This is a genomic window from Dyadobacter sp. NIV53 (genome assembly GCF_019711195.1).
Taxonomy (GTDB): domain Bacteria; phylum Bacteroidota; class Bacteroidia; order Cytophagales; family Spirosomataceae; genus Dyadobacter.
This window is the reverse complement of sequence record NZ_CP081299.1, coordinates 1,397,801-1,412,746: the sequence shown is the minus strand read 5'-3', so window position 1 is coordinate 1,412,746 and position 14,946 is coordinate 1,397,801. Positions and strand designations below refer to the sequence as shown.

Below are 14,946 nucleotides of genomic sequence, written 5' to 3'. Positions count from 1 at the left end.
AATTACCGTCACGAATTACTGCTATTTCGCTAACCGTTACCGGAATACGTAATTAAGAATTTTTCAGTATTTTTTAATATGCAAGCCATAAAATAAGGCATCGTGTTGTAGAATAAATTTATTCTACAACACGATGCCTTATTTTATTTATTAAGGATAATTTGATTATTGACATTGGTTGTTGTTTATGGGCTGGCAAAAGGGATTGTAGAATATTATTCTATAAAATCTATTTAATTTAAATAAAATAAATCAAATATTGGTTATCTAAATAATACAATTGTAGCCTTTTTTAGTTACTATTTGTATAGCTAAAATTAATTTTGAAAGGTAGTATTAATTTGTATTTAATTAAATAATTAGTTTCATTTGATGGCAATATTTGACCGGTTATAATATTTTATTTGCAAAACAGTTTAGCAGTGAAAATTGAATTTAAGTTTAATATCTCTATCAGAATTTGAATTAATAAACCAAAAAAAATCCTTCACATATTTTGAATGACACGCAAATAGCGGCAAATCATTATGACTTGCCGGTTGAACTTGTTTTGTAAAAAAAATACCGTTTTAATCAAATTAGAAAGTAAAACAAAATTTTAAACAATTAAACATTTCACATTTTACCCTGGCATATTTTGGTATGTGTTAGGGGGAATTATGCTGTAAAAAACAAAAAAATTAACGTCTGTCATTTTATTCTTTTTTACTAAAATTTTAACTCATCTTATAATATGAAAACTTTTATCAGGTTATTTTATCAACAATCTTTTACTTTTAAATTTAAGGCTGATTCTTTTTCTGTTTTATTGCCACTTTTGCTTTTAATATTATTTCCAATTTCATTTTCCTTCGCTCAGCAGCCCGTAAAGAGAATTTATGCAACCGGTTCCACTATGATTGGTGGATTGGGAACTTCAGCAAATGATAATCAAGCAAAAGACGGTGACATCTCAACTGCATCTGTATTATCAGTTAATTTAGTAGGCGCGAGGTATCAGCGGGTACAATTTCCGGCAGCTGTTACAAATAAGCCGATCCATATAAAAATTGGTTCCGGAGTTTCCTTGCTTGCCTTATTGCCAACAATTACTGTTCAGGCTTATAATGGAGGTGACACAGACGGGTCATTTTTTTCAACCGATTACAGGGTAGGATCCGCAAAGGTGCTTTCAGGAAGTAGTTTGTTGCATCTTTTAAATGGAACCAATACATACGAATATATTTATACACCATCTACCACGCTGGCATATGACCGTGTACGCGTTTCTTTTGGCGCAGTAGTTATAGGCTCAACATCTATCAGTTTCTATGACGCTTATTATGAAGAAGCTGAAACTGGTGCTATTGCATGCGACAATTATGTGGATGTACTTTCCGGTTCAACGGGAAGTTTGGTTTCCGGCCTTACTACCACCGTCTCAGACCCCGCCAACGCTGTTAACGGAAATGAAAGTGATTATGCACAAATTACCGCAGTTGCAGCTATTGCAGAATATTCATATCTAAAAGTTTTGTATCCTGGTACTTCACGTACAGGTGATGTTGTAAAAGTTTTACTGGAAAATCCTGCTAATCTGCTAAGCTTAGGGCTATTAGACGAAGTTGGAGTTTATACTTACCGTGGCGATACATTAGTAGACAGCAAAGCGGATGCCAGCTTATTGAGTCTTCAGCTCTTATCGGGTTCAACAAAAGGGTATGTCACTTTTGCCAGTTCAGGGAAATTTGACAGAATAGAGATCCGGGTGGGGGGATTGTTAAATGTATTAGGCTTTCTAAGGGTATATGAAATCCAGCGCATTGCACCGGCACCAACGGTAACAACACCAAACTTATCCGTATACAGTGGAAATACAGCTTCCTTATTAGCAACAGTAAGTGCTGGTGACGGAGTAATATGGACACCATCCGGCAGTACCAGCAATCCATATATTACTCCTGCTTTAACCAGTAATACTTCCTACGACGTTCAGGCGTCACGGACTGGCTGTACAAACAGGTCAGCTGTGGCGACTGCTCAGATTACCATACTAAACGAACCGACTTTTACCAATCCTGCCAGTTTGGTTGAGGGTAAATTGTATAATGCGGGTTCTGGTAAACAAATCGTAATTTCAGGCGAACCGGGCAGCAATTATCAATTTTCGAATGCTGTTGGATTACCAGCCGGATTGATATTAAATCCAAATGGTACCATTACTGGTACTCCAGGGCCAGGAACCGGGACGGGCTTGCCGGTGGCATTTAATGCAACAGTTTTTGATCAAACTTTAAATAAGGTCGTTTTTTCAGAACAAAATTTTTCGGTAACAATTTACGTGGAGCTGGCTTTAACCGGAGGTGAGTATGCACCTGCATATGTTGGACAGACCTCATACTCCAGTGGATTGAACAGCATAACAAATTCTGAATCTGAAGGGGGAAAAGGAGCCGCTTTTTATACCTATTCATTAACTAATCCATTGGGAAGGACTTCGGCGACCGGCCTTCCGCCAAATTTTAGCCTGAGTTCGGCAGGAGTATTAAGTACTTCCGTTCCGATAACAAGCGAGAAAGCGGATACTTATACCTTTGATATTTATATAACTGACGGGATTCAGCAGGATGTTGCAACTTTTACATTTATAATTGCTGCAAGTCCTCTTCCGGTCACATTAAGTTTGTTTAAAGCAGTAAAGGAGGAGCAAAGTGCTTCATTGACGTGGATTACTACATCAGAATCTAACAGCGAAGGATTTGATATTGAACGCAGCCGTAATGGAAAGGAATGGTTGAAAATTGGATACCAGCTTGCTAAAGGAGAAAGTACTTCATCGGCAAATTACTATTTTACCGACAATTCACCTTCCGAAGGTGAAAATCTTTATCGCTTAAAGATGAAAGATCATGACGGTACCTTTGCATATAGTCGTATTGAAAGCCTTAATTTCGGTAAGAATGAGACAGTTAAAATTTACCCGAATCCTGTTCTGAATACTGAAAAACTCGAAATAGGGGTAAATGACTGGAATCAGATCAAATCGGTCAGGATAGTTCATGCATCAGGTAAAGTGGTATTTGAATCAGATAATTCACAGACTACCGGTATTAGAACCAATAACCTGACTCCCGGACTTTATATTGTTCAGATTCTATACAAGAACGGTAAGAAGGATACAAGCAATTTTATAAAACTATAACCGGGAAATTATCAAAGACAAGAGCCGTTGATTCCAGATCGACGGCTCTTTTTTATTAAAACACACAGAATTTTTTAAGAGGATTTCAATCATAACAGATTGAAAATAAGGTTTAGTACCAGCAGCTGAAAACAATAAAATGATATTTTCAACCTAAAAGAGATTGATAGCAATACAATTAATCTGGCATGATTATTGAAATCCGGGCAGCAAAATTATTTATAAATCCTTGCAAAAAACATACCAAAATTTAATTCGAGAAGCTTATTTCGATACGAAATTGCAATAAAAGCAGTCAATTTGATCTGAAAAAATAGTTATTCATTTAAATTTATTGAATAAATTCTACATGGAAAAGTATATTTGATTTCAATTAGTTTTATTTTATCAATTGAAATAATAGTATATTAAGTTAAAGATAATTGCCTAACACAGAACGTTTTATATTAAACAAAAAAACATCCCTAAGGCAAAGCCCAGGGATGTCCGATTTTACTCAACGTTATGAGCTCTGTTTTGGACAGACCTCGAGTACAAATTTAACAGATTATCGGAAAGAAACCTATTAGTAGCAGCTAAATAAAGTTGATGTGGCTATAAAAATAGTTTTTACTGCCCCTTTTTCACCACACATTGGCTGTTATTTACACAGGGTCAACAGTTTTACATTAGTTCGCATTTCACGGTATTTTACAATTTTTTAAATATCTTATCAGGACAAATTTTCGGATTCAATATGATAGTTCTGTGTGTAAGCAAAGGTTTGTAACCGGGCAGCTATAATTTCATTCATCTCAATTGTTGGACTGGACGCAACATGTATATTATGGTATAGATTTTTAACCAAAATAGCTTCTGTTACTTATAGAACGTGATTTTGATGCTTACAATACGTCGGGTTGTATAATAATGTATAAAATATGTTAGAGGTAAATTGTCTATGATTAGTCTAGCATCTTAATAGAATTTATTCTAAATTTGCACACGTAGATTAGTTATGCCTATGTACCTAAATTAGAATATTTGCTTTAATCTCATTCGTATGATGAAAAGAGGAAAAAATACTCTTGCGGGTTATGAAATATTTGGTTCAAACCTTAAAGACACAAAAGAAGGAATTGAATTAATGGAAGCATTTATTTTAAGGAAGCAAACTCCGGAAAACCTTAGGAAATTAGCCACAGCAGTTTCAATTGTCTGGCCACAGATCAATCAGGAAAGCGTTCTGGATGTCAAACGTTCATTTTCTAAGTTTCAGGAAAAACTTGAAAGTAACAAACAGCAAATTTCCGAATATCTTGCTCATGAGCGGGAGAAAAAAAGTCATTTTAATAAGCAATAAGATTAGGAAGACATTTTTTATTAATACACTTCAAACATGTTTTGGTACAAGTAGTACTCTAATAGCCGTACCAGTCTCCCCACCACATTTGTAATTTCTTGCGGATTTCTTCTTCTCTTGAATTAGGCCCAGGTTCAAAAAATTTCTTCCCTTTTAATTCTTCTGGTAAAAAAGCTTGTTTAGCGAAATTCCCTTCATAGTCGTGTGAATACTTGTAATCCTTTCCGTAACCAATTTGTTTCATCAGTTTAGTTGGTGCATTACGTAAATGAAGTGGTACGGGCAAATGAGCGGTATTTTTGGCAGCTTCAATAGCATCACCAATGGCCATATAACTGGCATTGCTCTTCGGAGAAGTGGCCAGATAAATCGCAACCTGGGAAAGTATGATACGGCATTCAGGATAACCGATCACATTTACTGCCTGCATACACGCATTGGCCATAATCATCGCAGTTGGATTCGCATTTCCAATATCTTCGGATGCCATAATAAGCATTCTTCTGGCTATAAATGATGGGTCTTCACCTGCTACAATCATACGTGCCATCCAGTAAACAGCACCATTAGGATCACTTCCGCGCAATGATTTAATAAATGCTGAAATAATATCATAATGCTGCTCGCCGGATTTGTCATAACGAGCAATGTTTTGTTGGGCAACTTCGGTTACCCACTCATCCGTTATTTCAATTTCGGCTACTTCTCCTTTTCCTAAAACAGCTAATTCCAGCAGATTAAGCAGCTTTCGCCCATCACCGCCCGATAACCGAAACAAAGCATCATAGGATGTAAAAGTGATATTTTTTTCTTTTAACCACTGGTCCTTCGTAATCGCCCGCTGAATAAGTTCCTTTAATTCCTTTTCTCCAAATGCTTCCAGAATATAAACCTGACAGCGGGAGAGAAGTGCAGAATTTATCTCAAAGGAAGGATTTTCTGTTGTAGCCCCAATTAAAGTAACCTGCCCTTTTTCCACGGCACCAAGCAATGCATCCTGCTGGCTTTTATTATACCGGTGAATTTCGTCAATAAAAAGAATGGGTGGGAATAACCCGGATGGACGGGAAAGAATTTCTCTCAGATCCTTCACGCCTGAGCTGATCGCACTTAAATTATGGAATTGCCTTTTGGTGGCATCGGCCATGAGCAATGCCAATGTAGTTTTACCTACGCCGGGAGGACCCCACAAAATCATGGAAGGAATGGTATTCTGAAGTATAGCCCTTCGAAGCGGGCCATTCGGGCCTAATAACTTATCCTGACCAACATAGTCATCCAGTTGTCGTGGACGGAGACGTTCGGCGAGTGGTGTAGTTACCAAAGTCATTAATGAGTTTTATTGAATAAATTAAGAATATTATACTTCCTTATGTAACAAAAAAAGCGCGGCATAGTTCGCCGCGCTTTCTCATTACAATAGAGGAAAAGGAAACAGTTAGAACGTTAATCTTTCTAAGGTCATTTGTTTTTTCAGATTTCCTAATGCGCCAAAAACCAGGTTATAAACCGACTGGATGTTAATTTTCATCAGATCAGCAATTTCGTGGTTGTTAAGATTCATGTAAAATTTCAGGAAGATTGCTTCTCGCTGACGGCGGGGTAAACCATTGATTGCTACGTTTAAATGCTGATTAGTAGCCTCAAATTCTTCTTCTGAAATAAGCTGGTGTTCGTGAGATGGTGTGTGAATATGCCAGTACTCAACTGGAATATCCTCGTTGCTTGTGTGTTTTTGCTGCGCATTTAAATGACGGACCAGTTTTCTTTTAATAGAGGCCATCAAATAAAAACGGACGGAAGTGGTGTCACCCAATGTCGCCCGGTTTTTCCATAATTCAACAAATAGATCGTGAATACAATCTTTAATCAGTGGCTTGTCAATCGTGAACTGTGAACAATACTGATAAAGAATGTGGACGTAAGAGCGGTAAAGGCATGCATAAGCATTTTCGTCGCCTTTTCTGAACTGATCCCAGAAATTGAGTTCTTCTTCTTGTTTGTAGCGCAGGTGAGCCATTTTAGGTTAGGAATTTAATTGAGTTTAGGAATATGATTTAATAAGGGTCATTTTTACACTTGTAAATATATTTATAAAAAAACATATTATAAAAATATTTTAAGATAAAATTTCATTTAACAATTTAATGATACAATTGTACTGTGCTATTTTAACCTATTATACTGATAGAGATATAAACTCAAATTTCTCTCCATTAAACAATCCTTTGTCGCTTAGTTTCAAAGAAGGAATCACCAGCAAAGCCATAAAAGACAAAGTCATATATGGAGATTTAAGCGTTGATTGTAAAGTGGTCTTCACAAACTGATCAAGCCTTGTATAAGATTCCGCTACAAGATAACCATCCTTATCACTCATTAAACCCGCAATGGGCAGTTCCAGCAAATGTTTTTCTCCGTTTCCAACTGCAGCAACCCCACCTTTTGCTTCAATGATCAAATTTACAGCTTCGCTGATACTTTCGTCGTCACATCCTACTGCAATAATATTGTGTGAGTCGTGTGCAACTGATGAGGCAATTGCCCCTGTTTTTATGCCAAAATTTTTGATAAATGCAATTGCCGGTTCAGAATTTTGATATCGGTTGACGACCGTAATTTTCAAAATATCTCGTTCCGTGTCAGAAACGATTAATCCATTTTTTACTAAAATATCTTCAATTAATTCGTTTGTAATCAGTTGACCTTCCAGTGCCTCAATTACCCTTATTCCTGATGAAACTTTATTTGCAAAACACTGAAAATCAGCCGGACTTTTTATATTACAATTAAACTGGTTAATGTGACTACTGCGAAGGTCAGGAAAGTTGGATTTATTATTTTCAGCAACCACTTCTCCGTTCAGCCAGGTTTGTTGAATGTTGAATTCAGTCGGATTATCAATGACAATAAAATCAGCAAAGTCGTTTTCCCTTAACAGGCCAACCGGGAGTTTATAATGCAAAACCGGGTTTAAACAGGCGGCGCGAAGGATATTCCACAAATCGTGGCCAAGTTCCAGTGACCTTTTTACCAATACATTGATATGTCCTTCTACCAGATTGTCAGGATGTTTGTCGTCGGAACAGAACATGATCTGATCCGGGAATTCGGCTAGAAGCGGAATAAGTGCATCAAAATTTCTGGCGGCACTACCTTCCCTGATAAGGATTTTCATTCCATAATCTATTTTTTCACGTGCTTCGTCATAAGTAAAACATTCATGATCGGTCGTCATGCCGGCCTCTGCATATTTTTTTGCAGCTTCGCCACGTAATCCCGGTGCATGGCCGTCAATAGGTTTGTTAAAATGTTTTGCCCAATTGATTTTAGCAATCATGTCGGGATCTCCGTTCAGGACACCAGGAAAATTCATCACTTCCGCCAGATAGCCAATTTCGTCTTTTGCTAAAAGGTCCCGGATATCATCCGGACTCACAATAGCACCTGCTGTTTCAAAAACTGTAGCAGGAACGCAGGAGGGAGCGCCAAAACAAAATTTGAAAGGAACACGCCTGCTGTCTTCGATCATGAATTCCACTCCGGCCACACCGTTTACATTGGCAATTTCATGCGGATCAGAAACAGTAGCAACCGTTCCGTGGACAACAGCCAGACGGGCAAATTGAACTGGTGTCAGCATAGAACTTTCAATGTGTACATGGGCATCTACAAATCCAGGGAGAATGTAAGATAATGCAGGATTTTCAGCTCCAATAATCTCTATCCGGCTTATGAGTTGCTCCTGAATAGAAATTTCAACTTCCTGAATGGTTTTATCAAAAAGATTAATAAGATTTACGTTCATTATGGTTAACGAATTTGTGGATGAATAATAAAATGCGGAAAGTAAGAAATTAACGCTTCATGAGAGTAAAACGGGCGTTAAATTTCATAAAGTTTGGGAAATGGTGAATGGAAAAAAGTTAAAAGAGGAAGTGTAGGAACGAGGAAATGAGAATGATAAAATCCATTAAAACTTTGAACAAGTGATCCTAAAATTCTGTCCAATAAAATCATTTAAATAAAACAATCAGTTTAATCAGTTGCTGGTTTCTGAAAACTTCCATTTCGGATTTTCCCTGCCAGTTAATTTCCTGGTAGACGTCAGTGAGATTTACGATACTTTCAATTTCTTTCTGATTCATCGTACGTATCACATCACCATTTTTCAGATCCGATTTTGAAAGAATACTTTCGGAAGGAATGTTTTCTATAATCACACCTTTTTCGTCTGGTAAACCAAAAGCTGAACGGTCACCCAAACCATTTACATTTCGCAGCTTAGCTTTCAGCCACGTCATTTCTTTTATTCCATTATTTTCAGAAATCGCATTAATGTCAGGCAATGGAATTTTTGCTGCTTTCGATTTGAGTTCAGGAGAAACAACGCCAAAATCGTCCATCGGAAAATTTACAAAACCCAGTTTAAAAGCAGCACTTCCTGCCATTAATTCATAATTTCCTTTTGCAGGATTTTCAAATAATGGATCACCTGCAAGGCTGTGCATATCTGTTTTATTTTTTTGTGCCTCGGCTAATGCTTTATTATCCGGAAAAAAGTTATTATCTACCTCTTTTCCCCATTCCTTAATCTGAATTGGATAGTATGGTTTCAATACCACGTTTTTCCTGAAAACATCACCGCTGCCGGCGAACCAGACATGTGGGTGAAAACTATTATTAACTATAATATTATTCTCAACGATTCTTTGAAAACCTTCCCGCAATTTAAGTCCGCCATTCAGACAAAGATTATTGTATATATGGTAATTGCTGCTGCCATCGTCCAGGTCAATATCCCAGCCATGGTCACACCTGAAACGGTTATTGCGGATAATCGTTGTTTTTTGTGCATCCAGTAGTATGATTTCCGGATGTGCAGCTGTTATTTTATCCATCACTTCCCGGTTTGGATTCCAGAACCGGTCTCTTCCCCATGAGTTGAAAGAGCCATGATCGCCGGTTTCCAGAACGGTATTAAACACGTCATTATATTCAATAATATGACCGCCCCAGGTTCCTTCACTTACATTAATACCTGAACGCGGTACATTATATATCGTATTATGGCTCACAGTAATGTCCATTGCCATTGAAATTTCCACACCGGCAACCTGCTTTTCGACCTGTCCGAGTCCATACATCAGATTATCAGAAACACTGCATTCTGCCGGATAATTATTCGTTTTTGGATCGGGCTGTTTGTCAAGCTCCTCAAATGCAATGGACTGATTGTACTCAAAACTAGGTGAACGTACCGCAGCCGGATCACCCACAAAACAGACACCGCTGGCTCCGGCATTTTCTATACGGCATCCTGACACTTCACTATGACGGTTGTAGTTGCTAAAAAATACTGCATTTCCACCCACTGCATTGAAGTAACATTTCCTGACAAAACAATTTTCAGTGCCTTCAAAAACGACCGTTCCACCACGATATATCGCCCAGTCACTTCGGAGCAGGGGTTCTTTTGTTTCCATGAAAGTGCGTAATACATGCGCAAATTCTAAACCTTCCAAACCAATATTATGTACCGGATTTGTTTCACTTCCCCTGAATTCAAATAGATGTTTTAATTGCGGTGCTGCTATTTTTACTTTTGCAATGTCCTGGCTTTTAGTAAAATAGGCATATAAAACCTTTTCATTTTTGTTGTAATACCATTCCCCGGCCGTATCAAGTTCTTCAAAAACATTTTCAATAAACCGGTATTTGTCATGCATACCCATTTGGCGGTTATTCTGATAGCCGCCTTCCATTATGAGTTTACCTTCATTATCTTTTCCTGTTATGCGATAATGATAACCACCCCATTCGTGCTTATGCAATGCATGGATATATGCGCCTTCGGGATTTTTCCAGTTGTTAATCTTCTGGGGGGAAAGTACATCTTCTGAATATCCGCCAAAATGACTGGCAGTAGAATCGTAATTGGGAAATCGGGCCATTCGCAGCTGTTTCCCGTTTACAAATAGCTGGTCAAAAACGATATTCTCTGAAATAGAAGCCTGTTTGATATTTCCTTTGTAATTCTTCCATTTGAGATTAAGCTCAATTGCACCACTAATCACCACTTTTTCTCCCGGATAAGCCTTGTAGATTACACTTTCCTCCGGCTTACGCGAATCTTCCGGAGCAAAAATTACAGGTTGTTTTAAATAATAAATTCCTTCCCTGATCTGAACAACTACCGGTTCATGTATGTTTCTGATTTTATTTCGTGCTGCTTCAAATGTTGCTAACGGCTTGCCAATTGTTCCCGGATTTTTGTCATTTCCGGTTTTTGATATGTAAAGATCAATGGCAAAACAATTACTCAATTGTAAGGACAAAAATGCAGATAATCCAATCCCTATAAGTTTATGATGAAAAAAGCAAGCCATATTTAGAAATCAGTTTTTCTTGTTTAGTTATTTAAGAAACCAAAACTGGTTTACATCTTACTCTTACATAAATGGAATTTGTAGCTGATTGCATCTTATGTTAAATCAGTTGCAGAAAATCAAAAGGCGTTCCGATGAAACGCATGGTGATTTTTTAGGACAATTTAAAATGCACCCACCTCACAAACGGTATTCCTTTTGATACTGCAGCGGGCTTTTCCTGGTCAGGATTTTGAAATATTTGTTGAAATTGGCAAAGTTGTTGAAACCGCTTTCAAAGCAAATCTGGGCGACGCTTAATTTACCTTCCAGCAAAAGTTTGCATGCATGCCCAATCCGGAGTTCGAGCAGAAACTGGGTGTAAGTTTTTCGGCTTCGGCTTTTGAAGTACCTGCAAAATGAATGCGGACTGATACTGGCCACTTCCGCTATATCTTCAATCGAAATTTTTTGCTGAAAATTGGCTAACGAATATTGATAAATTTGATTGATGCGGTCGGTATCGTGCTGATCGAATTCCTGTTGATAATCCGTATTGGAAAGCGGTTTAATATCCTGGCTTTGGGATAGAGTTTGCAATATCTGCATCAAAGCGATCAGCGGATTACTTTCCTTTTGATCCAGTAAATTTTGCAAAAGTGCTTTTACAAGCTTATTCTCTTCACCAAAAAGCTTCATGCCTCTTTTAGCCTTTTCAAGCAATTCATGGATCGCTGAGTTTTCAGGTAAATTCAGAAAGGATTCTCCAAACAGATTTTCGGAAAAATGAAGAACCGTCGCCTGGGCATATAAACTGGTATCACCCTGAAAATATTTTTCGTCACAGCGCCAGTAATGGGGCAGATTCGGGCCAATCAGTATTAAATCCCCGCTCTGGAAATTCTGAATATTATCTCCCACAAACTGGGTTCCCGATCCCTGTTCAATATGAACCAGTTCTAATTCAGGGTGATAATGCCAGCGATCATAAAAATATAGTACAACATCGCGCCGTATACTGAATGACTGTTTCAATCCTTTCGGGACCTTCAATAATTGTGGTTTCACAGTTATAATAACAACTAATGCAGACTATGTTTGATTAACATGCCAATATAGTTGAAAAATATGCTAGTATTGTAAAATAATGTGTTTAAATAATTCTATTCATTTGTATGAAAATTCAAGGTAAGTATTTGATTTTGCAGTTATAGATCATTTTCAACCTATCCTGGCTCATATCTTATTTCTGTTTTAAGAAGTAATTTTGATCAAAGAGTTGTTTTATACGCATCACAGATATTTACAGGAATTTACTATTTCAAAATTCACCATGGCATCTAACCTTTTAAAAATACACCCTTCAGACAACGTCATTGTTGCGCTGCGTGACCTGCCAACCGGTACGGATGCGGAGTGGAGCGGCGTGCATTATAATTTACCTTACGGCGTTTCGGCCAAGCACAAGTTTGTTACCGAAGATATAGAAACTGGCGGAGCTATTATTATGTACGGAGTACTGGTAGGCCGCGCCAAACAGCCTATCAAACGCGGCGAACCAATTACGACTTTTAATTTAAAGCATGATTCCCAGGATTACAGCGCTGCCAGGAGACAGCCATATTCATATATTCAGCCAGATGTAAGCAAATGGCAAAACCGTACTTTTAAAGGTTATCACCGTGCTGATGGCCGCGTTGGTACCTATAATTACTGGCTCGTAGTTCCGCTGGTTTTTTGTGAAAACAGGAATGTTCTGATCATGAAAGACGCTTTTGAGCGTGAACTGGGATATGCACAAACTGATATTTACCGTGAGCACGTTCGCGAATTCCTGCATTTGTATCAGGCAGGGGATATGCGTACACTGAAAAGCCTTGAAACTTTTACAGAACAGCCTGTTGTAAAAAAAATAAATAACCGTCCGTTCCAAAATGTAGATGGAGTGAAATTCCTGACTCATGAAGGCGGCTGCGGCGGTACACGGATGGACGCCAATACTTTATGTTCGCTGTTCGCGTCCTATGCAGTTCATCCGAATGTAGCTGGAATTACTGTTTTAAGTTTGGGTTGCCAAAACTCAGAGCTTACTACACTTGAAGATGAAATCAAAAAGCGTGATCCTCATTTCAATAAACCATTTTTTGCATTTGAGCACCAGAAAGGGACTGAGTATTCTTTGATGTCCGGCGCCATAAAAGAAACATTTATGGGCCTGACGAAAATCAACCAGTTTGAAAGAGAAGATGCGCCGTTGTCCAAATTATCTGTTGGCTTAAAATGTGGTGGTTCTGATGGATTTTCAGGAATATCTGCCAATCCGGTTTTGGGCCACTTGTCTGACATTGTTGTAGGGCTTGGCGGGCAAACTTTACTTGCAGAATTTCCTGAACTGAATGGTGTGGAACAGGAACTGATCAACCGCTGTGTAACGGTAGAAAAAGCGGAAAAGTTTGAAAAATTAATGCGTGACTATGCAGGGAAAGCCGAAGCTGTTGGTTCTGCATTTGCTTTCAATCCTTCACCGGGAAATATAAAAGACGGACTGATTACCGACGCTATCAAGTCAGCAGGAGCGGCCCGAAAAGGAGGGAATGCCTATATTTCTGATGTACTCAATTACACAGAACGTGCAACAGAACCAGGTTTACAATTAGTATGTACACCCGGAAATGACGTCGAAGCGACAACCGGGCAAAGTGCTGCCGGTGCTAATGTCATTTTATTTACAACCGGATTAGGAACACCAACTGGTAACCCGATTTGCCCGGTTGCAAAGGTGGCAACGAATACAATCCTGGCGAACCGTATGCCGGACGTAATAGATTTTGATTGCGGCCCAGTTGTAGACGGAACACAATCCATTGAACAAAATGCTGAAAATCTGCTGGAATATGTCATTAAAGTAGCCAGTGGGGAATTGACAAAAGCTCAGCAATTGGGCCAGGATGATTTCATACCCTGGAAAAGAGGCGTTTCTCTGTAAGGAATTCAGAATGATGAGTTGAGATTTAGGCATAAAGCAAATCTGCATACTTAGATTACCAAGGCAAATAAATTAGTTGAGTAAAGAAACAGTTTAAAAATCTTTTATTTACAGGCGGGTGACCAAATGTTATAGAATATAAATTACTTAAAATATAATACATGTTTGATTTAACTGGCAAAGTAGCCCTGGTAACAGGAGGAGCAAGCGGCATTGGTTTGGCTATCTCTAAAACTTTTGCAAAACAAGGCGCCCACGTTCATATTCTTGAATTAAATATTGACCTGGCCAATCAGGTTGCTGAAGATATTAAAAAAGATGGCGGTTCTGCAGAAGCGCATGCGCTGGATATTTCAAAGCAAAGCAGTGTAATTAGTATTATTGATGCTATTGCAACAAAACATCCGATTAATATTCTGGTAAATAATGCAGGAATTGCGCACATTGGAAAAGCAGATACAACGCCTGAAGCAGATTTTGACCGCTTGTTAAATGTAAATGTAAAAGGAGTTTACAATTGCCTGTTCGCTACTATTCCACATTTAAAATCCAATGGCGGGGGAGTAATTCTCAACATGGTATCCATTGCCGCAACCGTCGGGATTCCTGACCGCTTTGCCTATTCAACCACAAAAGGAGCTGTTTATTCCATGACTTTGTCAGTCGCAAAAGATTATCTGGCTGATGGAATTCGCTGCAACAGCATTTCTCCTGCCCGTGTACATACACCATTCGTGGATGGATTTATTTCTAAAACCTATCCGGGCAGAGAAGCAGAAATGTTTGAAAAATTATCCAAAACCCAACCAATTGGCCGTATGGCGAAACCGGAAGAAATTGGTGCATTGGCATTATACCTTTGCTCAGACGAAGCAGGCTTCGTAACCGGATGCGATTATCTGATCGACGGAGGATTTGAGAAGCTGAATAATTAAAACTCTAATGTAGATTACACAGAGTTTCACTGAGAAGGAAGAGGTGCACAGAGTTTATTTTCGATTTATGTTTTAACTCTGTGGTTCTCTTTGTTGACTCTTAATTCCTCTGTGTAACAATAAATTTTTATGAA

The 14,946-nt window shown here is 38.3% G+C and carries 9 protein-coding genes; 4 read left to right on the top strand and 5 right to left on the bottom strand.

Features of this window, described 5'->3' with window-relative positions:
• The first annotated feature begins 733 nt into the window (after positions 1–733).
• Together KZC02_RS05565 and KZC02_RS05560 are read left to right on the top strand one after the other, a co-directional pair.
• Positions 734–3,181 carry a T9SS type A sorting domain-containing protein gene (locus tag KZC02_RS05565; protein WP_221393204.1) on the top strand — a complete coding sequence of 816 codons (2,448 nt, stop codon included), beginning with the start codon at positions 734–736 and terminating at the stop codon, positions 3,179–3,181.
• A gap of 1,042 nt (positions 3,182–4,223) precedes the next feature.
• Positions 4,224–4,523, top strand: coding sequence for a hypothetical protein (locus KZC02_RS05560; RefSeq protein ID WP_221393203.1), 300 nt, complete (start codon positions 4,224–4,226; stop codon positions 4,521–4,523).
• A gap of 58 nt (positions 4,524–4,581) precedes the next feature.
• Here the strand turns inward: KZC02_RS05560 and KZC02_RS05555 are convergent, their stop codons facing one another.
• From KZC02_RS05555 to KZC02_RS05535, 5 genes are all read right to left on the bottom strand, one after another.
• A complete protein-coding gene (locus KZC02_RS05555) occupies positions 4,582–5,853 on the bottom strand; it encodes a replication-associated recombination protein A (RefSeq protein ID WP_221393202.1) in 1,272 nt (423 codons plus the stop codon).
• 108 nt (positions 5,854–5,961) lie between these two features.
• Positions 5,962–6,543: an RNA polymerase sigma factor gene (locus KZC02_RS05550; protein WP_221393201.1), complete on the bottom strand. Its 582-nt coding sequence runs from the start codon at positions 6,541–6,543 to the stop codon at positions 5,962–5,964.
• A gap of 159 nt (positions 6,544–6,702) precedes the next feature.
• Positions 6,703–8,331, bottom strand: a complete 1,629-nt coding sequence (ade, locus tag KZC02_RS05545; protein ID WP_221393200.1) for an adenine deaminase — start codon at positions 8,329–8,331, stop codon at positions 6,703–6,705.
• 208 nt (positions 8,332–8,539) lie between these two features.
• The gene (locus tag KZC02_RS05540) at positions 8,540–10,912 is read right to left on the bottom strand and encodes a right-handed parallel beta-helix repeat-containing protein (RefSeq protein ID WP_221393199.1); all 2,373 of its coding nucleotides are present in this window, start codon (positions 10,910–10,912) and stop codon (positions 8,540–8,542) included.
• Positions 10,913–11,092: 180 nt separating this feature from the next.
• Complete coding sequence (locus tag KZC02_RS05535) at positions 11,093–11,959, bottom strand: AraC family transcriptional regulator (RefSeq protein WP_221393198.1); 867 nt, start codon at positions 11,957–11,959, stop codon at positions 11,093–11,095.
• Positions 11,960–12,224: 265 nt separating this feature from the next.
• Between KZC02_RS05535 and KZC02_RS05530 the strand changes: the two genes are divergently transcribed.
• Positions 12,225–13,877, top strand: a complete 1,653-nt coding sequence (locus KZC02_RS05530) for a UxaA family hydrolase (protein ID WP_221393197.1) — start codon at positions 12,225–12,227, stop codon at positions 13,875–13,877.
• A gap of 161 nt (positions 13,878–14,038) precedes the next feature.
• Positions 14,039–14,812, top strand: a complete 774-nt coding sequence (locus KZC02_RS05525) for an SDR family NAD(P)-dependent oxidoreductase (RefSeq protein ID WP_221393196.1) — start codon at positions 14,039–14,041, stop codon at positions 14,810–14,812.
• Positions 14,813–14,946: the final 134 nt, after the last annotated feature.

Coding starts and splice junctions, on each gene's coding strand:
- KZC02_RS05565 (WP_221393204.1), top strand. CDS start 734: ATGAAAACTTTTATCAGGTTATTTTATCAACAATCTTTTACTTTTAAA.
- KZC02_RS05525 (WP_221393196.1), top strand. CDS start 14,039: ATGTTTGATTTAACTGGCAAAGTAGCCCTGGTAACAGGAGGAGCAAGC.
- ade (WP_221393200.1), bottom strand. CDS start 8,331: ATGAACGTAAATCTTATTAATCTTTTTGATAAAACCATTCAGGAAGTT.
- KZC02_RS05530 (WP_221393197.1), top strand. CDS start 12,225: ATGGCATCTAACCTTTTAAAAATACACCCTTCAGACAACGTCATTGTT.
- KZC02_RS05540 (WP_221393199.1), bottom strand. CDS start 10,912: ATGGCTTGCTTTTTTCATCATAAACTTATAGGGATTGGATTATCTGCA.
- KZC02_RS05550 (WP_221393201.1), bottom strand. CDS start 6,543: ATGGCTCACCTGCGCTACAAACAAGAAGAAGAACTCAATTTCTGGGAT.
- KZC02_RS05560 (WP_221393203.1), top strand. CDS start 4,224: ATGATGAAAAGAGGAAAAAATACTCTTGCGGGTTATGAAATATTTGGT.
- KZC02_RS05555 (WP_221393202.1), bottom strand. CDS start 5,853: ATGACTTTGGTAACTACACCACTCGCCGAACGTCTCCGTCCACGACAA.